The 23,598-nt window shown below is 41.3% G+C and carries 23 protein-coding genes and 3 pseudogenes; 12 read left to right on the top strand and 14 right to left on the bottom strand.

Features of this window, described 5'->3' with window-relative positions; all coding sequences use genetic code 11:
- Positions 1 to 23: 23 nt before the first annotated feature.
- A complete protein-coding gene (locus tag J8N69_RS02580) occupies positions 24 to 2,441 on the top strand; it encodes an AAA family ATPase (RefSeq protein WP_168822936.1) in 2,418 nt (805 codons plus the stop codon).
- 255 nt (positions 2,442 to 2,696) lie between these two features.
- Here J8N69_RS02580 and J8N69_RS02575 read toward each other — a convergent pair whose 3' ends face one another.
- Complete coding sequence (locus J8N69_RS02575) at positions 2,697 to 2,918, bottom strand: helix-turn-helix domain-containing protein (RefSeq protein WP_168822937.1); 222 nt, start codon at positions 2,916 to 2,918, stop codon at positions 2,697 to 2,699.
- Between the two features lie 135 nt (positions 2,919 to 3,053).
- On the opposite strand from J8N69_RS02575, the gene J8N69_RS02570 reads away from it, so the two are divergent.
- From J8N69_RS02570 to J8N69_RS02555, 4 genes are read left to right on the top strand one after another with little or no spacing between them, the layout of a single operon-like run.
- On the top strand, positions 3,054 to 3,293 hold the full coding sequence (locus J8N69_RS02570) for a hypothetical protein (RefSeq protein ID WP_168822939.1): 240 nt from the start codon (positions 3,054 to 3,056) through the stop codon (positions 3,291 to 3,293).
- Positions 3,286 to 4,485, top strand: coding sequence for a site-specific integrase (locus J8N69_RS02565; protein WP_168822941.1), 1,200 nt, complete (start codon positions 3,286 to 3,288; stop codon positions 4,483 to 4,485). Before J8N69_RS02570 ends, J8N69_RS02565 begins: the two co-directional genes overlap by 8 nt.
- Positions 4,482 to 5,006 carry a hypothetical protein gene (locus J8N69_RS02560; RefSeq protein ID WP_168822944.1) on the top strand — a complete coding sequence of 175 codons (525 nt, stop codon included), beginning with the start codon at positions 4,482 to 4,484 and terminating at the stop codon, positions 5,004 to 5,006. The genes J8N69_RS02565 and J8N69_RS02560 overlap by 4 nt, the downstream gene beginning before the upstream one ends.
- Before the next feature lie 44 nt (positions 5,007 to 5,050).
- The gene (locus J8N69_RS02555) at positions 5,051 to 5,449 is read left to right on the top strand and encodes a hypothetical protein (protein ID WP_168822945.1); all 399 of its coding nucleotides are present in this window, start codon (positions 5,051 to 5,053) and stop codon (positions 5,447 to 5,449) included.
- A 109-nt stretch (positions 5,450 to 5,558) separates the two neighbouring features.
- On the opposite strand, the gene J8N69_RS02550 is transcribed toward J8N69_RS02555, so the two are convergent.
- The 7 genes and pseudogenes from J8N69_RS02550 to J8N69_RS02520 all read right to left on the bottom strand — a co-directional run bounded on the left by J8N69_RS02550 (position 5,559) and on the right by J8N69_RS02520 (position 13,968).
- On the bottom strand, positions 5,559 to 8,117 hold the full coding sequence (locus J8N69_RS02550) for a site-specific integrase (protein WP_168822947.1): 2,559 nt from the start codon (positions 8,115 to 8,117) through the stop codon (positions 5,559 to 5,561).
- Complete coding sequence (locus tag J8N69_RS02545; RefSeq protein WP_227803956.1) at positions 8,104 to 8,706, bottom strand: hypothetical protein; 603 nt, start codon at positions 8,704 to 8,706, stop codon at positions 8,104 to 8,106. The genes J8N69_RS02550 and J8N69_RS02545 overlap by 14 nt, the downstream gene beginning before the upstream one ends.
- Before the next feature lie 247 nt (positions 8,707 to 8,953).
- Positions 8,954 to 10,435 (bottom strand): annotated as a pseudogene (gene tnpC, locus J8N69_RS02540) (IS66 family transposase); the annotation flags it as partial.
- Positions 10,436 to 10,653: 218 nt separating this feature from the next.
- Positions 10,654 to 11,019, bottom strand: coding sequence for an IS66 family insertion sequence element accessory protein TnpB (gene tnpB, locus J8N69_RS02535; protein ID WP_168827675.1), 366 nt, complete (start codon positions 11,017 to 11,019; stop codon positions 10,654 to 10,656).
- Positions 11,016 to 11,339, bottom strand: a complete 324-nt coding sequence (gene tnpA / locus J8N69_RS02530) for an IS66 family insertion sequence element accessory protein TnpA (protein WP_168827677.1) — start codon at positions 11,337 to 11,339, stop codon at positions 11,016 to 11,018. Before tnpA ends, tnpB begins: the two co-directional genes overlap by 4 nt.
- Before the next feature lie 75 nt (positions 11,340 to 11,414).
- Positions 11,415 to 13,058: a hypothetical protein gene (locus J8N69_RS02525; protein ID WP_168827425.1), complete on the bottom strand. Its 1,644-nt coding sequence runs from the start codon at positions 13,056 to 13,058 to the stop codon at positions 11,415 to 11,417.
- Entirely contained in the window at positions 13,048 to 13,968 is a 921-nt protein-coding gene (locus J8N69_RS02520) for a hypothetical protein (RefSeq protein WP_168827423.1), read from the bottom strand. The genes J8N69_RS02525 and J8N69_RS02520 overlap by 11 nt, the downstream gene beginning before the upstream one ends.
- Before the next feature lie 731 nt (positions 13,969 to 14,699).
- Here J8N69_RS02520 and umuD point away from each other — a divergent pair.
- The 5 genes from umuD to J8N69_RS02495 all read left to right on the top strand — a co-directional run bounded on the left by umuD (position 14,700) and on the right by J8N69_RS02495 (position 17,898).
- Positions 14,700 to 15,146 (top strand): translesion error-prone DNA polymerase V autoproteolytic subunit, encoded by a 447-nt coding sequence (gene umuD / locus J8N69_RS02515; protein WP_168827421.1) that lies wholly within the window; start codon positions 14,700 to 14,702, stop codon positions 15,144 to 15,146.
- Positions 15,146 to 16,417 (top strand): translesion error-prone DNA polymerase V subunit UmuC, encoded by a 1,272-nt coding sequence (umuC, locus tag J8N69_RS02510; protein ID WP_168827419.1) that lies wholly within the window; start codon positions 15,146 to 15,148, stop codon positions 16,415 to 16,417. Before umuD ends, umuC begins: the two co-directional genes overlap by 1 nt.
- A gap of 69 nt (positions 16,418 to 16,486) precedes the next feature.
- Positions 16,487 to 16,909 (top strand): hypothetical protein, encoded by a 423-nt coding sequence (locus J8N69_RS02505; protein WP_168827410.1) that lies wholly within the window; start codon positions 16,487 to 16,489, stop codon positions 16,907 to 16,909.
- Positions 16,910 to 17,170: 261 nt separating this feature from the next.
- A complete protein-coding gene (locus J8N69_RS02500) occupies positions 17,171 to 17,428 on the top strand; it encodes a type II toxin-antitoxin system Phd/YefM family antitoxin (protein ID WP_114413786.1) in 258 nt (85 codons plus the stop codon).
- Positions 17,429 to 17,514: 86 nt separating this feature from the next.
- Positions 17,515 to 17,898: an MbcA/ParS/Xre antitoxin family protein gene (locus J8N69_RS02495; RefSeq protein WP_168827408.1), complete on the top strand. Its 384-nt coding sequence runs from the start codon at positions 17,515 to 17,517 to the stop codon at positions 17,896 to 17,898.
- 41 nt (positions 17,899 to 17,939) lie between these two features.
- On the opposite strand, the gene J8N69_RS02490 is transcribed toward J8N69_RS02495, so the two are convergent.
- Complete coding sequence (locus J8N69_RS02490) at positions 17,940 to 18,194, bottom strand: hypothetical protein (RefSeq protein ID WP_072841232.1); 255 nt, start codon at positions 18,192 to 18,194, stop codon at positions 17,940 to 17,942.
- Between the two features lie 188 nt (positions 18,195 to 18,382).
- Positions 18,383 to 18,634: a hypothetical protein gene (locus J8N69_RS02485; protein WP_168827363.1), complete on the bottom strand. Its 252-nt coding sequence runs from the start codon at positions 18,632 to 18,634 to the stop codon at positions 18,383 to 18,385.
- A 316-nt stretch (positions 18,635 to 18,950) separates the two neighbouring features.
- Between J8N69_RS02485 and J8N69_RS17155 the strand changes: the two are divergent.
- Together J8N69_RS17155 and J8N69_RS02475 are read left to right on the top strand one after the other, a co-directional pair.
- Positions 18,951 to 19,193: pseudogene (locus J8N69_RS17155) on the top strand (IS66 family transposase); the annotation flags it as partial.
- Complete coding sequence (locus tag J8N69_RS02475) at positions 19,194 to 19,364, top strand: transposase domain-containing protein (protein ID WP_227804020.1); 171 nt, start codon at positions 19,194 to 19,196, stop codon at positions 19,362 to 19,364.
- A gap of 66 nt (positions 19,365 to 19,430) precedes the next feature.
- Here the strand turns inward: J8N69_RS02475 and J8N69_RS02470 are convergent, their stop codons facing one another.
- From J8N69_RS02470 to J8N69_RS02455, 4 genes and pseudogenes are all read right to left on the bottom strand, one after another.
- Positions 19,431 to 20,375: an endonuclease gene (locus tag J8N69_RS02470; RefSeq protein WP_168827404.1), complete on the bottom strand. Its 945-nt coding sequence runs from the start codon at positions 20,373 to 20,375 to the stop codon at positions 19,431 to 19,433.
- 702 nt (positions 20,376 to 21,077) lie between these two features.
- Positions 21,078 to 21,260 carry a hypothetical protein gene (locus J8N69_RS02465; protein WP_168827402.1) on the bottom strand — a complete coding sequence of 61 codons (183 nt, stop codon included), beginning with the start codon at positions 21,258 to 21,260 and terminating at the stop codon, positions 21,078 to 21,080.
- Between the two features lie 219 nt (positions 21,261 to 21,479).
- Positions 21,480 to 21,926 (bottom strand): annotated as a pseudogene (locus J8N69_RS02460) (IS5/IS1182 family transposase); the annotation flags it as partial.
- A 374-nt stretch (positions 21,927 to 22,300) separates the two neighbouring features.
- Positions 22,301 to 23,590 carry an ISL3-like element ISPpu12 family transposase gene (locus J8N69_RS02455; protein WP_168827400.1) on the bottom strand — a complete coding sequence of 430 codons (1,290 nt, stop codon included), beginning with the start codon at positions 23,588 to 23,590 and terminating at the stop codon, positions 22,301 to 22,303.
- Positions 23,591 to 23,598 lie beyond the last annotated feature (8 nt).

The following is a 23,598-nucleotide window of genomic DNA, read 5'->3' as shown; positions in this document are numbered from 1 at the left end:
GAACAACGACAAGGAGGTTTATAATGCTAAAGAAAATTCAGCACATTAAAAAGCTTGGTGTGTTTGACGATTTTAGCTGGGATAGTGAAGTTAAAAACAAAGGCGGCGCCGTTCAGAACTTTGTTGATATCAACATCATCTATGGGCGCAACTATTCCGGTAAGACCACACTGTCGCGTATTGCTCGTGCTCTAGAGACACGCACTTTATCAGACAAATATGGCGCGCCTTCGTTTCAACTAAAATTTGCTGACAACTCAGATGTAACACTCGCGGCCTTAACCACCCACGACAAGAACATTCGCGTTTTCAATGAAGACTTTATTAGAGATAACCTTCGATTTATCACTAATCCTGACGACAGCATTGAGCCATTTGCCATTTTAGGCGATGACAATAATAAGATCGAAAAAGAGATTGAAGCTCTTGAGGCAGAACTCGGTTCTAGTATTGAAGGGCAAGAATCCGGTTTGTTTGCCGACAAAAAGCAGGCCGCAGTTGCATACAGCAATGCCTTTGCCTCTCATAAACAATCGAATGAAAGTCTAGAAAAACAATTGGGTGATAAAGCGACTAATAAAGACATCGGTATTAAATACAAGCCTGAGCGTTTTGGTGACCAAAACTACAACATTGCCAAATTAAAGGCCGATATCACAACTGTTAGTAGCCCTGATTTTCAGCCGTTAACATCAGAGCAAGTGAGCGAGCACGAAAAGCTGATTGATGAAAAGGTTTTGCCTGCAATACCTAAATTTTCTTCACCTCAGCTAAGTTTTTTAAGCTTGGCACGACAAGTTGAAACGTTGGTAACCAAGCCCATCAGTGAGTCTGATAAAATTCAGGCGTTAGTAAAAGATGCTGTACTTAACCGCTGGGTCAATGAAGGTCGTTCTCATCATCGAAATAAGCATGAAAAATGCGCATTTTGTGACAATGAAATTTCGACTGAGCGGTGGGCAGAGCTTGATAAGCACTTTGATGAAGAATCTGAGCAATTAGAAAAGTCGATTGATGCGTTACTTGCTAAGATAGAAACCGAAAACCAAACAATTCAATCCGCACTCACCATAGATCAATCTGCTTTTTATTCCAAGTTTCACTCACAACTAACTGCCTTAAATTTAAGGTTAAAAGCTGCAACCAAAGACTATCAGCTTGCTTTAGGTAATCTAACCAAGCAACTGAAGGCGCGAAAAGGTGATATTTTAAACGTTAAAGACTATGAGAGCCCCGCTGATGGTACCGCGAAACTAACGCAAATCTGGCAGGATTATAGTGACCTTTGCGCTCAATCAGAGCTATTTAGTAGCTCATTAGCCGACGAACAAACCAAGGCTAAAGCCGACTTGCGATTGAAAGAGGTCGCTGAGTATTTGCTTACGATTGATTACCAAACACAGCTCAATTCAATTGAAACCTTACAGCAAAAAAGAGACGAGGCTCAACAAGCGCAGGCGACTATTAATGCGGACATTACCGAAAAACAAGCACAAGTTACGGCTAAGAAACGTGAACTGAATGACGAAGAAAAAGGGGCTAAAAAGGTAAATGAATATCTGAATAATTTTTTCGGGCATCAGTTTTTGACGTTGGAGGCTAAAAAGGATGAAGGGCCAACGCAAGAGGCAAAACGTATTCGGTTTGAAGTGATCCGTGATGGTAAAAAAGCTTATCATCTTAGTGAAGGGGAATGCAGTTTGCTGGCATTCTGCTACTTTTTAGCCAAGTTAGATGATGTCGCAACCAAAGATTCAAAACCCATTATTTGGATTGATGATCCTATCTCGTCGCTCGATGGTAATCATATTTTCTTTATTTATAGCTTGTTGAATGCGGAAGTGGTCGAAAAGGGCAAATTTGCACAACTGTTTGTTTCAACACACAACCTTGATTTTTTGAAGTATCTGAGAATGCTGAATGGCAAGTATATCGATCCAGCAGGCTCTGGAAAGTTAAAAAGCTACCAGAAAGATTTCTTTGTTGTGATTAGGCAAGGTAAATTTTCTACAATTCAGTCTATGCCTGATTACCTAAAAAAATACATCACAGAGTTCAATTATCTTTTTCATCAAATCTACAAGTGCGCCAATGTCGAAAGTGTTAATGATGCAAACTTCAACTCGTTTTATAACTTTGCGAATAATGCGCGCAAATTTTTTGAGATTTATCTTTACTATAAGTACCCCGATCAAACATCTGATGAAGATAAGTTAAAGCTGTTTTTTGGTGATGAAAAAATCCCAGCAGTGTTAGTTGATAGAATCAATAACGAGTTTTCACATTTAAAGGGGTGCTTCGAAAGTGGCTCGATACCTGTAGATGTACCAGAAATGCAAACCGCCGCCAGACAAATCATTGAGCGACTCAAACAAGATAATGACCAGTTTTCTTCATTAATGAGAAGTGTTGGTGAGGCCGTTGAGGTTGAAACTGTATGAGCAGGTACTCAAGGCCAATAATGGCAAGCATTGTACAAAATGAAACTATCTGAAAGTTCCGAATAGTTCAAAGAGAAGCCTGAGTAAAAACCTTGCAAAAATATCGAGTCATTTGCCTCTTTTGATATTAAAAACGCAGTCTGTTATCTATTAACTCACTAAGCACAACAAGTTAATTTAGCCAAACCAGACGTTACTTTAACTTTACAAAATTAGTTACAGTCTCCTTGTAGTCAGTTTCAGTAGACTGAATTTTTATTCTTCTATATACACCACTAAATCCCCAACCTCACACTGAAAATACTTACAAAGTAAATTTATCGTCTCTGTTGTCGTGTTGTAGCCTGTTGGGTTTTGCAACCGCGACAAGGTCGTCTTATGGATGCCTGTAGCCTCAGAAACTTCCCCTAGTGTCACTCTTCTGCCTTCTTTGAAGGATTTATCCTGAATTAGCTCTTTCAGCCTGAATCTTAGCATCTGCATAGTCTCTTTAATTTTCAGCAATAATACCGTTTATGCTGTTTAAAAAGCAAAAAAGTTTAAAAAGTGCTTGTCAGGAAACTTATTTGCTATATAGTTTCTTCATGAGCAATAAAACTCACTGGAGGAAACATGGCGACATATCTTACGGCACAAGAGCTAGGAAACCGTATTAAGTACCACCCTAAGTACATCAATGACGTTCTTAGAGATAACGTTTTCATTGAAGGCAAGCACTATATTCGCCCTTTCAACGCAAGAAAGGTTCTTTATTTATGGGAGGCAATCGAAGAGCAGATGATGACAAGTGCAAGAGAAAATGAAGTTGATGATTTGATCCCAATGGCCTCAGGAGGTGTTTACCGTGGCTAGTATTGGAGTTCGGCAAGATGGAAAGTTGTATTTCAACTTTCGTTATGAGGGGAAGCGTTTTAAAGAATACACGAAGTTAGAAAATACGCCTGCCAATATGAAGCGTATGGAGGCGGCAGTTAAGAAGATTGAATTAGCATTGAAAACTGGAGAGTTCGATTATGAGAAGTTCTTTCCGGGCAGTAAAAAAGTACCGAAAGTAAAAAAGGAGGTGGTTCAGCACATTGTCACTGAGGTTCAAAAACGACCGGATACGCCGTTGTTTTCTGAGTTCTCACAAGAGTGGCTTGAAGAGAATGTTTTACGATGGAAACGGTCTTACCGGACTTCTATAAAAGGAACTTTAGATACCCGTCTCATCCCATATTTTGGGGAAGAAAGAGTCGGCAACATAACCAAAGCCATGATCCTGAAATTTCGTGCATCCCTCGCCAAAGTGAGTCACGAAACAGGGGACAGTGAGCTTTCTAACGATAGGATTAACCACATTATGACGCCACTAAGAATGATTTTAGATGATGCCGCCGACCGATACGAGTTTACGTCGCCTGCTATTGGATTAAAACCCCTAAAAGTGCCTAGAGTGGATATTGAGCCTTTTACGCTGGATGAAGTGAAGAAGATTATTCGCTATGTACGTCCAGATTTTCGTAATTACTACATTGTTCGCTTTTTTACGGGTTTACGTACTGGGGAAATAGATGGGCTGCAATGGCAGTACGTTGATTTTGAAAACCGACAGATTTTAGTGAGAGAAACCGTTGTGCAGGGACGTATTGATACGACTAAAACACCTGAATCACGTCGTGAAGTTGAAATGTCTCCACCTGTGTACGAGGCATTATTAGAACAAAAGAAAGTCTCGTTTGGGCATTCTAAGTTCGTGTTTTGTAATCGTGCAGGTGGTAGCTATGAACACCGAAATGTTACTCAGCGTATTTGGTATCCAACACTTGAAAAAATTGGCATCAAAAGTAGAAAGCCCTATCAGACAAGACACACAGCCGCCACATTATGGTTAGCAGCAGGGGAGAACCCAGAGTGGATCGCTAGACAAATGGGTCATACAACCACCCAAATGTTATTTACCGTGTATTCGCGCTATGTCCCCAACCTGACTCGTCGTGATGGTTCTGCGTTTGAAACACTTTTGATGTCCAGTGGTTTTGAAGTAAGTGGAGATGCACTATGAGCAGTATTGTTAGTGAATTACCTCTGATCCACCGTTCAGTCCAGGATGTTATGTTCGACCTGTTGCACTCATTGAACGACGATGAACTAAAAAAGGTTGTTGAAAAGTTTGGTACAGGTTTGGGCATTGTTGATGAATTGGCTTTTAGCTCTTGGGTCTCTACGCATATAAACAGCTTAAATGAACAAGAGGAGATGGTAGGGCTCAGCTTTCTTCTCGGGAGACTGAATTTAGAGATACACGGTAATAAGGCCTTTTTCAAACCACCGCATCTTAATAATGTAATTGGTTTATATCCATCCGTGAAAAGTATCCCGTCTTACAATGCTTTTATTGGAAGTTACCGCCTTGAAGGATTGGGTAATAGTGCTTTCAACGAAACAACTCCCATTAAAATTTGTGATGCGAGCGGTGAGCTGTCTGTTTTATTAAGCTCAGGCCATTTGAAGGTCAAAAGCGGCTCAATACAATGCGTAAAAGGCATTAAAAATGGGGCGCATTATCTTATTGAGATAATTTAAACAGGACTATTTATTAAAAATGAATGTGTAATGAGGTTGAAAATATGACTAATGAAACCGCACAGTATTTAAAAGCGATCACGTTTTGCATTAGCTGGTTGGCTGATCAAGCATCAGATGAAAAATGGGCATTATCTGATGAAGAAGTGTGTCAATTTTTGGGTGGCATTCCTTTATCTTCATGGCATGAGTGGAAGGAAGTGGCAAAGGGAAAACAGCAGTTTGAACTAAATCAAGATGTGATCGATAGGTTGGTTCTGCTGTTGAAGATCCATGAGAGCATTGCTATGAGTGCGCCTTCTGGTGCAATTTATGATTTTTTTAAAAGACCAATCAGTCATCCAACGTTTGAAGGGAAATCGGCTAAGGAAAGCTTATTATTAGACAACTCCATGGATAATTTGAATAAAATTATGCTCTTTTTTAGAAGTAGAATCTTTTAATCCTATAAAGGGCTTGTTTGATTTTCAAACAAGCCCTTTTGCATGAATCTTCGAGGCTCATGAAAGCGTTGTAAAGCCAAATCTGGGTAGTTTGACCACCTAAATACCATCAGATTTCTTTAGATTGAAAGAACTCCAGTACCCCAACTAAACTTTTTTCTTTTATTTGAGAGATCGTTGTTCTGGACTTCATTTTAGGAATATTGGCCTGAATGAAACCAGTGCTCACCGGCAAATTTTCCCATCCACGTTGTGCCATATATTTCTTCTGGGCATGGTTATAAACAACAAAATAAGAATGGCAATAGACTGCGAAAAAAGTGTCGACAAATCGATGCCCCATTGATTTCATAAGGTGAACCATGTCCGTCTCTTTTGAATGGTTGACCAAGCTTCCATGACGATAAATATGACGCTGTAACGCTAAGGCTTCATTAGAGTAGAACCATTCATTTCGATCCCTTAACTCATTAATGACACCAGGGTAGCGCATAGCATACCAACGTAAGAACATATGTGTGGCATAGCTGTGCCTAAGAAGGTACAAGTCCGCTCCTTCTCCTAAGATTAGCTTCATCTCTTCGCGAGCAATTCTTGTGACCTTTTCAGCATTGCTAAAAAGTGGAAATGTCCTTAAAAACTGTGCCTGCTCATCGTTAACTTCAGCAATTGCCAATAGTCTTTCCCTTGCTTCACTCGATTTCCTGTCTTTGCCAAATGCTCTGGTCATCTTTAGTTTGCTGAATAGATTTAAGCGCTGAGAAATATATTCGAAGATCTCCAAACAAACCTCTGGTGGCGCTAATAGATGCAATGGAATGGTACGTCTTGATGCCGGTGTTTTAAATCGGCGCACTCTGATGAGTATTTCTTCCTCACTATTTGCAGAGATGTCGCCCAGCGTTAGCCGCGCTAACTCTCCAGGGCGAAGACCTGCATAAAAAAGGATTTTAAAAATGACTGTCGACACAGTGATATCAGACTTAACATTGTGGTGACATGTAAATGCGTCCATAAAAAGGTTGAATTCTTGCTGTCCGAGGACTTGATGTCGGTTCGTAGTTGTGAGTTCACCGCTTTGAGATACGGGAAAGTACACCTCTGTCCATAAGTCTAGTTTAGAGCGGTTAAAGTTCAACAACGTAGAGAATTGAGAAAGCCTAGAATGGTTGGTATTTTCGGCCAAATCAGGGTTGATTAAGATTTCATGTATAAATAGGCTTGAATCCTCCTCATCCCAGTCCTCTATATTTATTGATGGTTCATAGTCAAAAAGACCTCTTGAGAATAAATTGGTTAGTTTTGATAACACTGTGCTTACTTTGTTTTTTCTTACTACTAATTCATAATGTACAAATAAAAACATTAAGCTTATAGCACAAAAAGGTCTTTCATTATCATTATAATGATATACGTCTTTATCTAAAGGGAACCCTTTAATTAGAACTGCATGGAGAGATTTATGAGCTTTGTCTTCAATTTTATCATTCAAATTTTCAATGTACACGGGATTACATTTTGTTTTTTTGGCTATCATTTTAAACAAGGTTTTAGTTTTTGACCTGTTTAAATGTGAAATTAATCTAGGTATTTCAATTTCATGACTTTTAAATTTTAGAGTTTGGTTCTTAATCCAATACCTTAAGTGTCCGAGGTAGAAATACGCGATCTCTTGCCAAGCAAGAAACCTTCTATGCATTTCTTCATCATCTAAAAATTCATCTGAATAAGATTTCAACTCTTTATCTCTCTGTACTATTGTTTTTTTCTCGCTTGGAACTAATGTCTTTTTAGTTCGATTTCTATGATTAATATGTGTAGATGGCTTTCCGATAATAGATTTTTTTTCATCGCCCCAAGGGGGAGCTACTGGCAAAGTTCTCCCAGACAGCCTGCTATACAAAATTGCTTCTGTTCCATTAATAGTAAAAAAATTAGTTGCAGCAGAGTAGAAAGCCTTCATCTTAATTTTCGGTGGTTCTATTGCAATATTTGTGCTTTTATTAATGACAGAGATTATATGTCTTTCGTACTTTGTTTTTTTAGGTGGAGTATAGTTTCTGTTTCGTAAACAAACACAGAGAAAACGTGTTATGTTAGATGGAATGATAGGCAAACATTTGTCAGGCCTTTCTGACTCACCTGATGGAATAAGTATTTTATCTTCAAACGGACTTCTTAGAAGTCCTTTAATGTATATCTCAGCTCTCGGTAGCGTAAGTCCAGTGGTCATAGCTACATCTATCAATAGCAAAATATAAAGAGCTTCACTTTCATAAAAAGTATTAGATTTAAAAATACTTTGAGTGCTTGATGCGATTTCCTGTATTATTATTCTAAATTCTGATTGATCTAGATCAGGAGAAATAACTGTTGGCCTTACCACTTTATCTATTAAATCAAAAAAAACAACAGAAGAAATTACAGCTTCCAATTTTGAGATGACATTATTTACTTCCTTTAGATGAGTTCGAGTAAGTTGCTTCTCATCAAATAGTTTGTAATGTTCAACTAAGTTTTTTTTGATCAACATTAGAGTCGAATTAGTAATGATTTTCTTGTCATCAACTGCCTCTAAAACTATCTCAGCTAGAGTGGCACTTTTTTTATCTAAAAATATAACTTGCTCTAAATTTTGCCACCTGTTCAATAAGTCAATTGAAATCATATTTTAAAACCTTTAAGTTAAAATTTTTAATAAGGCTATGCTGATATGCTAATACATTTTGATGATTGCTTGCGAAATTTGATGAAGAAGCAGGTGAGGAGTAATAAAAGCCATCTTCGTTATGACCAAGCAAAATTCTTGATGTAATTGGATCATGTCTTAAAGAGTTTCCGGAAAAATGTCTCAATGTATTACTGGAATTTGACAAGGATTCTATATTAAATGATTTCAAAATATCTAAAATTTGTCGATTAAGTGCTGGATATATTGGATGATACTTTCCATTTTTAACAGAATGTAGCATGCATGAATTTCTATCAACTGATCCATAGTTATAGTCGAAGTGACGGTGAACATTAATACGTAAATCGTTAATTATCTTCTTTTGCTCAGAATAGAGATTAGGGATAGGAAGTGTTTTATATTCTATATAATTAATCGAATTTTTATCCTTTCTAATAAAGACATTGGTAAGCGCCCTTAAATCAGCATTCTTGTCGTTTAATTTGTTTTGTGTTGTTGTAAATGACCTTGTAGTGATCATCCATCGATAATGTAAATTGATACGTGAGGTTGCATCAGGTGTCAAAAAAGGCTAGGGTAAATATAGACAGAGGGCGAACGGATTTGCCTACGCCTCCAGGAGGGAGGCTCTGTCTCTTTTCAGGAAGATTCAGTGGCTGCAGGGATGCGGCGGTAAAGCCTTTCTTTGATTTCTCTTCTTTGCTTTTACGATTTCTATTTTTTTATTTTACTTTTTTATTTTACGCCTACCCGTTTCTTTTTTATCCCGTGCTTTTTGCTGTTGTGTCCGTTTGCTTGATGGGCGTGTGCCTTTACAGCGCCGCTTTAACACGCCAAGGCAATAAGGCTTCTAATTTTTCAACGGTGTCGGCGCTAGCGATGTGCTGCAGGATATGCAAAATATACGCATGAGGCTCTAGGCCGTTGGCTTTGGCGGTTTCGACAAGACTGTACCAAGCCGCGCTGGCTTTGGCCCCTTGTGAGGTGTCGGCGAATAACCAATTCTTACGTCCAATTGCGAAGGGGCGGATGGCGTTCTCAGCCAAGACATTGCTGATGTGCAATTGCCCATCCTCGCAGTATCCCGTGAGTGTCTCCCATTGGTTGAGGGCGTAGCGGATGGCCTTGTAGGTCAGCTGGTCTTTTGGGGTTTTATCGACATTATTGCCGAGCCATTCTTTAAAGGTGTTGAGGGCCGGAAGGCTTTGCTCTTGGCGCACGCGATGTTTCTCAGCGTCGCTCAGGTCTTTTATCTGTGTTTCAATCCTGTAGAGTTTACGGATATGGCTTAATGCCACCTCGGCTTTGGTAGGGGGTGAGTTTTTGTTTTTCTTTTTGGTGTCAGCGCCTTTGCTGGCCTCAATAAATTTACGGCGCACGTGATCCCAGCAACCAATGCGAGTTAGGTTGTATTTCTGGCACACGGCATTGTAGCCGCCATAGCCATCGGCTTGCAGGACACCTTTAAACCCATCGAGCAGCTGCACGGGTACCTCCCCATTTCGGGAAGGGTTGTATTCAAAACGCACGATAGGTTTGTCTGGCGGTCCGCCGCGTATCACCCACATCCATTTATCCGATTGGGCGGTTTTGCCGTCTTCTTTGAGCACTTGGATACGGGTTTCGTCACCCTGTAGGTACCCCGCTTCCAATTGGGTTTCCCAAGCAAGATTCAGTAGGGACTGGACTCTGTCAGTCAGCAGGATGACGTGGTGGGCCATGCTGGTGCGGTCATAATGCCCTCCGTAACGTTCGATCTGTTTTTCCAAGCGATACAAGGGCAGGCCATCCGCATATTTTCCAGCGATGATGTAAGCCAGCGCGCTGATGCTAATGGCACATTTACCGAGTGGGTGAAGAGGACGTTTGGCGACAACGATGTGGTCTGCTTGGTCCTCTTGTGTTTTAAAGACGGCTTTTTCCTGCCAGTACTCTAACACTCGAACCTGGGCGGGTATGATGTCCAGTTCTTCTTTGACCTTGCTGAAAAAGGTAGACGTGGCACCGGCTTTTTCTTCTTCTGACAAACGCAGTTCCACCCGTACGCGAGTCAGTTTGTCAGAGAAGCCACGTTGGCGTTTACGAGATCGAACCGCTTCTGGAAGCACGTCTTCGGGCAGTTGTTCGATCAGAGCCGCAATGGCCGCTTCCAATTCCACCTCATCAAACAGATCGATTTGATAGACGGACTTTTCACTGCTTGCCGCAAACTTCTGAGCCTTGGCTAAGCGCAGGAGCTCCTCTAACTGTGCAATTTTACGGTCTCTTTCATCCAGCAAGGCTTTTTGATGCTGAATAACCTGATGGTGATCATCAAGGAGCTGATTTTTCAGCTCTAGTACCTGATCTCTTTGCGCTAACACCTGATCTTTTTGCACGAGATCTTGGTCTTTTTTGACCAGCAACGACAACAACTCCGCCTGTGACAGAGTCGCATAATTGACCGAGATGTTGTGCGTATTAGGGGCTGTTTTCATGTACGTTATTTTATCATAACAGCCCCTAAAACGCGTTAAAAAACAGACTCATAATGCAATTTTTTATGGCCTTTCATCGCCGTTATATCATAGCCATCCAGCAGCCAATTAATCTGTTGTCCAGTAAGAGAGATCACCTCGTCACCCTTTTTGGGCCAACGAAACTTGTCCTCGGCAAGGGTTTTGTAATACAGCACAAAACCATTGTCCTCCCAAAATAAACATTTAATTTTGTTCCGGTGCCGATTGGTAAACGCATACAAAGCACCATCAAAAGGATTCTGCGCCAACTCCTGCTCCACAATCGCTGCCAGCCCCACAGCGGCTTTACGAAAATCCACTGGCTGACGATAAAGATAGATCTTAGGCATGTCGACCGACGGGCGAAAATAACGTGTCATAACGCCCACTCCAACAACTGACGAACCAAGGTCACATTGGTCGAATCAATACCGTGGATTTGCATGCCATTTGGCAAAGACACCGACAAGCCTGACCCTAACTGGCCCAATGAAGGTTCCACTTTGATAAAACTGGACGACTTGTCCTCCGATATTGGGGCTGATGGTGTCTGACATTTCTGCCGCCAATACATGAATTGAGAATAATTGAGATCGTTTTCTTTGCAGAACCGAGCACTGGACATGGCCGCTGCCTCAGCAGCTGTGACTTGCGCCCGCCAAAAGTCAGCACGGGATTGAGGATCCGAAAAAGTATTCATAAAGACACCTGTTCATGGTTAAAGTAAACAGGTGTTAGGTTCTGATATTACGAGAAGGTCAGCAAGAATGCAGATTTAAGGGCGCTTACAGACATTGGATAAAATCGAGATTGATTTTTCTCCGTTAGGTCGGTTTGAGAATAAGATTTGTTCTAAGAAGTATGTATAGATTTCATGCAGATTAATAAGGTCTATACGAAGTTGATCGGATCTTAATAAAAGGAATTTTTCATGTGTTTTTTGGCATTTTAAATAAATGCTTTTAAAGAAGTTTTCAATAGGATATTTGGGTAAACGTTGGCTACCTAGATGTTGCAAATTTAACGTTGAATCCCATTTAATTTCTTGCAGTGTTTTTTTTAATGTATCTTCAAGGCGCTCTGACAAAAAATTAAATCTTTCTTGGTATAGAGTCCCTATTTCTTCATTTGTTGTAGAAATATAAGAGAATGGGGCACTCATAGAGAAACCGATTTTTGCTCTTAAATAGTGAATTCTTATATCATCGTGATGAGATGTTAGTAGGCGGTTGGAATTGGATGCAATCCGATCAAAGTGTAAAGTGTTTCCCCCGTTAAATTCTGCAAATTGTCTGGTGAGATAAGCAAATTTGTCTGCGATTTTTTCGACTAGATTATCTATTGATAGTTGTTTTTCATCAATCTGAAAAAAGCTTTCGGGTGAGATTTTAAGTTTAATTTCCGAGCATAGATCTGAGTTTGTTGGAGTGTTAGTAATAAATACATTTAATGTTTTTTCATGAGTGCTAGTACGTATAGCTGAAATGGCTTTTTTAAGAGTTAATCCTGTCAAAAAACACAAAATTAATAATTTTAATAATTCAGGTTTTTTCTGGTTTACGAATGTCATGAAACTCAATACGGATTGAAGAGATAACGCAGAATAATCAAAGCTTGATTCTATTTCTTTCTTTGCTGTGTTCCAGGATTTTTTCTTTGTTGTTATTATTCTTGGGATATAATTATCAGAAGTTGATGATTTGTTATTTGTATTTTTCTTTTGTTTTGTTTTTTTGTTTTTCTCTTGGATTTTTATATGTTTTGAGTCAACTGTTTTTATCGGAGAATAATTAAATACTCTCCAAAAGCTTTCGTCATCAATGTAGCACGTTTTAGTATTGTTAATGTAATCGTAATATCTGTCAATATCCTTTTGATAATGAGGTTTTATTTTATCGGGTAGTTTATTTTCAGATTGCATTTTTTTTATTATATTTACGAGTGCTAGTTCTCTGGTTCCTAAAATTGCATTATATATTTTTCTGTCACTTTCTTCATAACTAATTGATTTTAGATTTGAGTAAGTAGAGGTTACGAATATTGAAATAAAGCGAGTTAAAAATTCATGTCCTAAGTTTTTTTTAGTGTTGATGAGTTTGTTAATACCAAAAGATATTGGATAATCAACACCTTCATTGTATTCCACACTAGTTGTTTGTACATTAGAGATGTTATCAATAATAGAAAGTAAAGTTTTTAGTTCATCTAATGTGATAATGAACTCATCATGATAGTATTTTATAATGTTGTTTAGCAAATTTCTTTGTACCGATTTGCTTGGAGGAGGAGTAAGTAATGTTAAAAATTTTTTCAATATAGACTTATTTTTACTCCAAATACCAACCTCATCCCAGTAATTTATCGTTACGCATAATGCCATGTTGATGCCTAATGTTTTATTCCGGTTACTATCGCTCATTAAGAATCCCCATTTTTTCTATAAAATAGTTCATTATGGTGTGTCTTTCTTTTCTATTACCCCATGAATCGATGAGAAAATTATAGTTTTCCATTTTTTCTTTTTTCTTTTTCTCTACTTCTGAAATTAATTTAAATAAAAATTTTGCAGATGGAGGTGATTTAAATTCATTTTTTAAATTGCAAAATAATTCTTTCATTAGAGAAATGTGAATTGGTTTAGTCAAATTGTTTTTTATAATATAATTAAATATTAGGGCGATGTCATTAATACAATCAATTTCTAAATCTGCTGAGTTTTCTATTATTTCCGATAGAAAAATTTTTCGATTAATATTTTTTAATTTTTTTAATGTCTCTATTAGGTTGATTTCGTTTATTTCAAATAACTCTTTTTCAATTATTTTTTTTCTGCATAGTTCTAAATCAATTTCTTTATTTATTCTAGCTAAAGTCTGAGATGAAAATTTTTGTGTCAACAGATTTTTGTTGATGTACCCTAACTGTTTTTGTCTTAATTTGCAGAGATAATTTAACGCATAGTTTCCGCTAATAATTAAATCTTTAATATTGTTCTCTAATTGTCTGTGAGATTGATTTTTTAAGTTGAGTAATTTGAAAGTATCTATCAACTCACTGCTATTTAAGTCTGTCTTAATTACCTTGATTGATAGTATTTTGCAATTTGATTTTAATGATTTGATCGATTTTACTAAAGTTTCATCAGTATCGTTGAGTAATGTATATTTTACTCTATCATTGAATAGGATTGGGGTTCTATCAAGAAAAACTTCTTTGTCAACTGTATTTAGATGTGAAAAATCTTTGCAGAAATGTCCTACATTAATATGCTCTATATCAAATTCAGTTTTACTGAGTAGTGTAGTGAATGTTGGATTAGCAAAAATCATACTTAATAAGCTCAATCTGTTTTTTATTAGTATTTGTTTATTAAGGTATGTGGGTCAATATATTTTACGATTTACTTACAATAATTTTTTCATTTTAACTTCATATCATATCAACGTGCGATGTCATCGGACTATGTCATGGAATACAATATTAGGTTTAGTGTCAGAAAAAAAATTACAGATTGATCGCATTAATCAATGTAAACAATTAAATTCCTAATAAAATGGATCAAACATTTTCTGTATATTATTTTATCGTTATGGCCAAGACACACTTGAAGTCTCTTTTGCATGCTTAATAATCTACTATCATTCTGAATTTTTAATGTTCAGTTTAACCTTATTTAATTCGATTTCTTTGATGGGCTGGCTCTAAGCGTAATGGGTAGATTTAATTGCGATAGTGCAGACCTTGGCTCTGCAAACAAGGTGTGACTACAGTCACACCTCTAAGCAGTTGGGTAGAACTTGGGCCTGCAAACAGGGTGTGACACCTGTCACACCCCCTAAGCAGTTGGGTAGAACTTGGGTCTGCAAACAGGGTGTGACACCTGTCACACCCCCTAAGCAGTTGGGTAGAACTTGGGTCTGCAAACAGGGTGTGACTCCTGTCACACCCCTAGGATGAGTGCAATGCATATATTGTATGTCCTTCTTCTGAAAATTTATTTGGCCATTCGATCTGCTTAAAACTATACTGTATGTATATACAGTATTTTTGGGTTCTAATTATGCGTGTGACGTATCTTGGTGTGTCTGAGTCGGTGGCGTTTATCGCGGCCAATAGCGTACGAATTCCTTTGTATGTGGATTCGGTGTCGGCGGGATTTCCTTCGCCTGCTCAGGACTTTGTTGAAAAATCCTTGGACTTAAATGAGTTTTGTGTCGCTCACCCGAACGCGACGTTTTATGTGCGTGCGCAAGGGGATTCGATGATCGATGTGGGCATTCACTCTGGTGATGTGTTGGTGGTGGATCGTTCGTTAACCGCTCGCCATGGGGATATTGTGATTGCCTGTATTCATGGGGAAATGACGGTGAAGACGTTGGAGCTTCAGCCACATGTGTTGCTTCGACCGAAGAATAAAGCCTATAAGGCGATTCTGATTACCGAAGAGTCCGAATTGGAAATCTTTGGTGTTGTTACGGGCGTGGTTCGTAAGTACGAGCGTGGTTGATGAAGACGGTTTTTGCCTTGGTCGATTGCAATAACTTTTATGCCAGCTGCGAGAAGTTGTTTCGGCCAGATTTAAAACACACGCCTGTCGTAGTTCTGTCAAATAACGATGGCTGTATCGTTGCGCGTTCCAAAGAGGCAAAAGCACTAGGCATTAAAATGGGTGTGCCTCTGTTTCAAATTCAGGACGAGATAAAGGAACATGGCATTGTGTGCTTTTCGTCGAATTATGCCTTGTATGCGGATTTATCCAATCGTGTGATGACGATCTTAGAAGAGGAAGCGCCAAGGCTGGAAGTGTACTCCATCGATGAGGCCTTCATGGATTTAACCGGTGTTAATAATGTGATGGATTTGCTGGCATTTGGCCAACAAGTAAAGGCCAAGGTCGATCAGTGGACGGGCATTACTGTTGGTGTCGGCATTGCGCCAACCAAAACGTTGGCGAAGTTGGCTAACCATGCTGCTAAGAAATATCCAGCCACGGGATCCGTGGTGGATTTGATGGACCCAGACAGGCAAAAGCGTTTATTAGCGTTGGTTGATGTGAGTGACGTGTGGGGTGTTGGTCGACGCACCACGGCTAAGCTAAAGACGAGGGGAATTCATACCGCCTTGGATCTTGCGAATGCAGACCCTAAATCGATTCGAAGTGAGTTCTCAGTGGTGTTGGAGCGAACCATTCGAGAATTAAATGGAGTGTCCTGTTTGGATTTGGAATTGGTCAGGCCAACAAAGCAGCAAATCATTTGCAGTCGCTCATTTGGCCATAAAGTGACAGACAAGCGCGAACTACGGGAAGCAATTGCCAAGTACACAACCAGAGCCGCCGAGAAATTACGCGGTGAAAAACGCTTTTGTCGCGTGGTGAGTGTGTTCGTTCGTACCAGTCCATTCATTCCAAACGAACCGCAGTATTCGAAAACCCTTTCTGCAGAACTGCCTAACCCAACCGACGACACGCGAGACTTATTAGAAGTGGCCGACGTGCTGTTTCGTCGCATCTATCGTTCAGGTTATCGCTACGCCAAAGGCGGTGTAATGTTGGCGGATTTTTATGAACATGGCGCTTTTCAGCAAGATTTATTCCAAGCAGATAATACAAAAATCAACTCAAAAGCATTAATGAGTGTCGTGGACAAAATCAACCACAGCGGCCTCGGCAAGGTTTTTTTTGCCTCTCAAGGCGTGTCACCACAATGGTCAATGAAAAGAGAACACTTATCTCCAGCGTATACGACCAGGTGGGATGAGTTACCGAAAGTGTATTGACTCGAAATGTAGAAAATGGAAATCAGCGACGAATGAAAAATTCAAACGATAGTGGTGGAGGGGTGTTCCATGAACGATGAAGGTATCAATAAAAATGTCAGTAAAGAGACAGCAGGCAAGATAATAGCAACGGTTGTATTATGGCTAGAGGAACAATGTCCACAAGGGCGTTGGGATTTATCAGATGAACAGATGTGTGTTCTTCTAGGCGGTATTACGGTTTCAACTTGGAATCAATGGAAAGAGACCGCACAGACTAATGACAGTCTTCAAGTTGACCAAGACACTATTGATATACTGGCGATGCTGGTAAGTATATACAAGATGATTCACCTAAGTTCACCACCTGGCTTTAAGTATGATTTTTTCAAAAGGCCAATACATCATCCGACATTTAATGGCAAATCAGCCAGGGAGTTTATGCTAGAGAACCCTTCACTTGACGATTTTCTCAAGGTAAGAAATTATTTTCAAAGCAGAGTGATGTTATAAAAAACTTGATCGAGTCGAGTGAGTCTAAAGATGCGCCTGTTGCTGAAGTGTCGTCATACTTCTAGTGAAAAGTGCCCAATTATAAGAAAACATATAATTTATAAGAAAAAATATAATTGCATATAATTGGTGTACTAGAACAATGATGAGTCATTTTTTTGTGGTTTTTTTAGGTGTTCATACTTTGGTGGTCTAGTAAAGTCTGGGAAGTTCAGACTGTACTTTTAATAGCACTATTCGTAAGAAAAAAGAGGTGAGCTTATGAGGGGTGTTACTGCTACTGACTTAAAAGCCAAGGGTGTGGCTGCTGTTGAGGCCGGTTTGTTAGAAGATGAAGAAGTGATTATATCTGTCCGAGGTAGAAATACATATGTAGTGATGGATTTGCATAAATACACTAAGTTCAGAGAGTATGAGCTTGAGATTGCCTTGCTAGAAGCTAGGGCTGATATTGAGGCTGGACGCTATTTTGATAGCTCTGTGAATGACCATATGCAGCAGATAAGTGAAGAACTATAGGTTCATTTATCCTGATAGCTGGTATGGACCTAGTTTCCTAGACAGTTGATCATCATTGTACTTATCAGTCATGTTAGGGGATATGTATGAGCAATAAACGAAAAAATTATGCCGAAAAATGCATTGATATTCATGATATTGAGAGCAGTCTTGATCTTGTTATGAATGATTCAAAAGGCAGCCCAGTTGCTGTAATGCAGGATGGTAACCCCGTATTTTACTGTGTTCCTGCTGACACTTATGCCGCTATTTTAGAGGCAGTTGAAGCGTCAGAAATGAGAGCGCTGAATGAAAGGGTTCATCAATTGGGTCTAAAGCTGTTTGGTGACGAAGACAGTTGGACGTCATGGATGAAAAAACCTGCCTTAGCCTTAAATGGTCAATCGCCTGAATCAGTGATGGGGACTAAAGAAGGAATGCAGCGGGTAAGTGACCTTTTGGGAAAAATCGTCCACGGGGTTATAGTTTAAATAAACAGTGTAGCTATTTGATATCAAAGGTTAAGATGATTTTAGTTTTCAGCTGCTGAGTTAAGAGCTATTTGTCGTTTATTGAAAGCATCAAACTCGGCTGACTCATCTTCATATCGAGCAATAACATTGCTCAAGGCTTCAATGATGATCAGGTTGTCATCATAGTGTTCTATCAAGTCTTCTAAAAGTATGAGGGCTTGTTGGTGCTCATCAGAGTTCGATATACCATTCAGAATAGGCAACTGGGTTACTATGGCTTTGGCCATTTGTGTTATTTCATTTGTCACTAACATTTCATTTACCTATGGTTACTAGGATTAATTGGGGCTGGGTTGATATTTAGTTCTTAGATATTGACTAGACAACCGCTCAATCAATCTGGATCCCCCCCCCCAACGTTTTCAACGATATCTCTTCGGTCTGTCATAAAATCGGGGGCAGCTTTTGCCTGGAACGGTTGACTTCAATTTCTGTTCGCTTCCTATGAGATTTTATGAGATCGAACAATAAAAGGCAGCTCTAACTCATTGAGTTGATCTATTAGAGCTTCAGCGAGTTCGTGATCCACATTAAGAAACAGCTCATCTGCGTGAGCTGTATGGGAATCTAGCCCTTCAATTAGCTCTGCTTCACTTAGTCGATTTTGATTTATTCGACTGTTTGCCTGTTTAATCACAATATGGTTTCCTTCAGCACAGACTTCGACATGCGACCAACCATGTTGAGTAGCCATATCACGAATCGTAGTAATTATGTCTGCTTGAGTCTTTAGACTCAGAGCTTCCTCTTCGTTTGCCGTAACTACTTCAAAAATGTTTGTAAACTTAATTAAGGCCATTGTCTGTTACCCAAAAATATCATTGATTGCTGGTATGTAGTATAGCTGAGAACTGTCTGACGTGCTGGGTGCATATGCGCAGTCAGTTACTCAAAGCCGAATAGGAAGAAATCGAGGTCGTGACATACGCCTTTAACCTGATTGCCGTCTTGAAACAACACGAAAGCCACATCAAGCAGAAAGGTTGGTCAAATGAGAAAAAAAAGATTATCGAGCACAACATAGCAAGCCCTTTGCGGAACAGTTTTTTGCCTTTTGCAAAGAGCAAAGACAACGGGCAGACCTATTACCAGACGATAGCTGGATGAAAGCGCTGAACTACACCTTAAAGCGCAAACGTCAACTGATGGTCTTCTTAGAAAAACCCGATGTCGCCATGGACACCAACCACCTAGAGCGAGAGATAAGACCCATCCCTATGGGTAAGAAAAACGGGCTCTTCTTTTGGACAGAACTGGGTGCCGAACACATTTGCCTCATCCAAAGCCTAATCTGCACATGTAAGCTGCATGACATCGACCCCAACGTCTACCTGACGGATGTCCTGCAACGCGTTAGCCAGCAATCCAGCCAAAGAGGTCGCCGACTTAACACCAAGGCGAAGGAAATACCTGTTTGCAGATAATCCGTTAAATCGCCATTGCTCTGAAAGTCAATGAATCCCTAGAATGAACGCTTACTTTCAATGCACCTATCGGCAATTGCCAGCTTTACGAAACCCTGCTTCTATTGCGTTGCTCTCATTGTCAAACTCCACAATATTGGCATTGCTTATTGAGTGGTAGCTAGGGCACCCGCTAGCGAGATGGTAGACGCCACTACGACGGTTTCCTCTTACTACTTCAGTATCAGTGGGTGGAGCGGTCTGGTGCGCTTGCACGTCCGTTGACTGAGGCACGTTATTAGAAGGTGATACGGTGCCAAGCCTTGCTCTTTCTAGAACGTATGGATTGTGCCAACCCTGGTATTTAGCGATTCGACGATCGCGTTCAAGTTCCCAATCAGTAACAGGGTGTATTGCATTCCATGACTGGAATAACTGGCGCTGCTGTGAAGACAATCTAATGTTGTATCTATCTGCAAAGTACAGCTTAATTCTGGCAATCATTCCTCGTGCGGATTCGGGCGGTTCAGCCACTCGTTGAGCTCTATCAACCTCAAAATCACAACGTCCAAACTCCCGTGCCTCACCCGGTATCAATCCCCATTTGTAATTGCTACGAACGGCATTTAAAGACCCAACGACCGGGGTGAGGTTGTGCATGTCGGCTTCCATGGCATTGAATGTGGGATTTGTTTTTTGACAATTGCTGCGACCGTCTTCGCGCCAACAAGGAAAATGGTTGGCGGCATTGCTTGCCGCAAAGACATGCTCCCATTCAGTGCGTTGAGCACGGGTTGGCTGATAGGATTGATCCAGTCCGCACGCGGCCGCGTTTTGGCTGGATATAGACCCGCCTGATCGACCTCGCCAATCCCATTGGCAGCGGCAATACAAATCGCCCTGGGTGTTTTGATCGAAATAGACGTGTTGGCGTAGCAAGGTTTTTGCTTGGTCAAAATTGGCTGGGGCCGCATTAGCCAGATTATGAACAAAAACAGCGAGAAAGATCGCAAAAGAAATACGTTTAAACATAGCTCGTCCTTATTTTTTTACTCTATATTCGTGACCGCACTGTTCGAGTTCGTCGTCATCTATATCGTCTTCCTATGGGTATATAACGTAAAAAAGTTCCCTATCATCGTCAACCGCTTTGTCGTGTTCTGATGCGTGCTGGGCGCATTTTGGGCAGTCCCAATAAGCCTCATACTCCGTTTGTACATCACTTATAGTCAATCACCCTATTGTGTTAACTAAATCCACCAAAGCCAGTGTGTCTGCAACCGCACTGTGTGCCGACCCTTTCCATTTCACGCCAGCATGAGCTGCGTCATTGATCAATGAGATCGTGCCGCACTTATTCGTGGGACCGTACTTTTGGGCGGCTATCTCTATGGCGCAATGTCTTTTAATGTCGGCTGTCCACTCAGTGGGTTTATAAAACGCGTTCTCGGTTTGCATCATCATTCGGGCGAATGTCGTATACAGAATTAAAAATGACGAGTGAGCGGCCAGTGAGTAGCGCCTTTAGTTTATCCGAAATATCACTTCGTTATAGCACATTGAGTAAATCATTCATGCTGATATCGTGAACAGCGTGGGCGCGTGAATTTTGGTTAACAGTGGGTACAAGCTTGCTTTTGAGTGTGACAACAGTCACACATTCTTTAGTGTCGCTAGTTTTAATCTCTAGTTGAACAGTGAGATATATTGTGAAAAATAGGTGTAATGTTACTTTTAGAGTAAATCTAATTGCTGCTTTGATGAAGAGGGTGGATGCTCATCTATGACTAATTTTAAGTGGTCTTGAAGATCCTCGATTTTCATAGCTAACTCTGCCTGTGATTGATGAGGAATATTCGAAAGATCTTGAAAGGATATAAGCTCGAGAGAATAGTAAAGTGCTTGAATATTTTCCATGAAAATCAGTCCTTGATTCGGAATTTCGACTCTAATTTTTTAGCATGGTCTGTAGTGAAATGTCAACCCAACGTTAGGGAACGTGCGATTAAGTCAGATTATTAGCACTAAGTCGCAGCTGGCCTGATTCGCTCTTTAATTTACTTAAAACCTCGGTTTTTAGTGTGTCTATTCCCTAGTTGGAGGCTTAAAAGCTCCAACTACCATCATCAAGACGGATTAACCCCGTGCAGACCTTATCATCTGATCCACTCGCAGTATGTTTCCCAGTGCAAACAACACCGCGAGCTTATTGTCATTTTTTGATAGACCTTTATAGACCACTTTGCGGAACCCAAACTGGCACTTCAGTATCCGAAACGGGTGCTCTACTTTTGCTCTGATGCTCGCTTTTATGTACTCAGTATTGATGGGGATTTTATTAATACGGGGATGCTTTTTCCATTCCCGAACCTTGCTTGGCATCTCCGCAATCAACCACTCCAACGTCTTATCTTTGGTTTCCTCACGTTTTTCCACGCCACGGTAGCCTGAGTCAGCAGAGACAAACGTCTCATCGCCATGCATGAGCTCAGTGATTTGGTTTAGGTCATGTTCATTGGCAGAAGTGGTGGTGAAACTATGCACCAAGCCACGTTTGGCATCGACTCCAATATGTGCTTTTAGTCGGGTAAGGACAGTGTGTTACCACACCATCCTCCCCTAAGAACCGTACTTGAGAGTCACCCCTCATACGGCTCAAGCCTCTCAACAGCCTTGATATGACCGAGCTTCACAATGGGGAAATCGATCGATGGCGGCGCTCCAAATAAGCGTTCCATGTCGGATTGTAGGGATTCACTGCACTACGTATTTTAATGTGCCTTACGATCAGAACGGTCGATGCTGAAAACAGCCGCAACCGTTGGCTTATGCCATTAATCCGATCATCAGATCGCAAACACCCAGTGTCTTGCCCCTTCAACATGGAAGTATTTTTTCTGGGTATACGGACTTAATGGTTGATGGGGCACCTTCACCCCATCAATCTGATACCACCCTCAGATGGTTGATAGATCGACTCCGTAGTTGAGTTCCTCTGCGAAGTCCGGCAGTCCGTAACCGATGGTTTTCTTGTAGAAAGGAGAGACCTTCGCAGTCGGTGCCTTCTTCTTGTGCTTCGTGGTGTAGAGCATTCGTGCCCGCATCACCTCGAAGGAGTAACCGCGCCCTTCACGGTTCTTGTCCTTGGCCAGTCGGTTGATGGACTCCGTGTAAGCGTTGGTGACGGGCATGTCCGTCTCGAAGTAGGTCATGGTCTCTTCGCGCCAGTTTCCCGCTGCCCTGACCAGATCGCTCCAGACTTCCTTTTGGCCCTTCGGGATGGTGGCTATCCACTCGTCCAGGGCGGCTTCTGCCTGGAGCCGTGTGGTGGCGTCCCAGATGCCGTAGAAGCGCTCCTTGTGCTCGTAGGCGGCCAGCAGTTGCGGGAACGCGCCTGTCCAGGTCTCCATGATGAGGCGCTCCCGGTCTGAGACTTCGTGAGCGCGTTTCAGCAGGATTTTCCGGTCTCCCTTGAGAGTCCGGCTCTGGGACGGTTTCAGCTCCTTTCTGAGGCCCTTGCGCACTCTCTCTAGGGCATCGTTGGCCATGCGCACCACATGGAACTTATCGACCACGATACGGGCCTGGGGCAGCACAGCCTTGACCGCTGCCCGGTAGGGGTTCCACATGTCCATGCTGACGATCTCGACCTTCTGCCGGTCTTTCAGCTTCATCAGGTAGTTGGTCACCACGTCCTGGCGGCGGGTGGCCAGCAGGTCGAGCAGGGTTCGCTCCTCAATGTTGGTCAGAATGCAGCGGTAGCGCTTGTTCAGGTATAGCTCGTCAATGCCCAGGATGCGGGGCGTCTCGAAGCGGTGCCAGCGCCCCAGGAACTCGGCGCGGGCGTTGAAGATGTCGCGCACCGTCTTCTCGTCCAGGCCGGTCTGTGCCGCCACAAAGGTGTAGGGGTGGTTGAAGGATTCCTTCTCCACGTACTCATGCAGCCGCAGTGTCATACGGAATCCGTCCACCATCTCCGGTAGCTGGGGCCTGAATGTTGTCTTGCAGGCCCGGCAGGTGTATCGGCGGCGGACCACCCAGAGAGTGACCCGCTTGCCGTGGATGGGCAGATCACGATAGGGAACGTCACGCTTGCCGAACCGTACGAACTCACCCTGCACACCGCATTCCTCGCAGGCGATGGGATCGGGCACGTCCACCTGGAAGTGCATTTCGTCGTCGGTTGATTTGCAGCCCAGTACTTGGTATTGCGGCAGGTGAAGGATGTTGTCGGGAAGTTCGGTCATGGTGTTGT

Source organism: Marinomonas profundi (genome assembly GCF_020694005.1).
GTDB lineage: Bacteria > Pseudomonadota > Gammaproteobacteria > Pseudomonadales > Marinomonadaceae > Marinomonas > Marinomonas profundi.
Note: the sequence above shows the minus strand (reverse complement) of the source record. Positions and strands in the feature narration are given on the sequence as shown.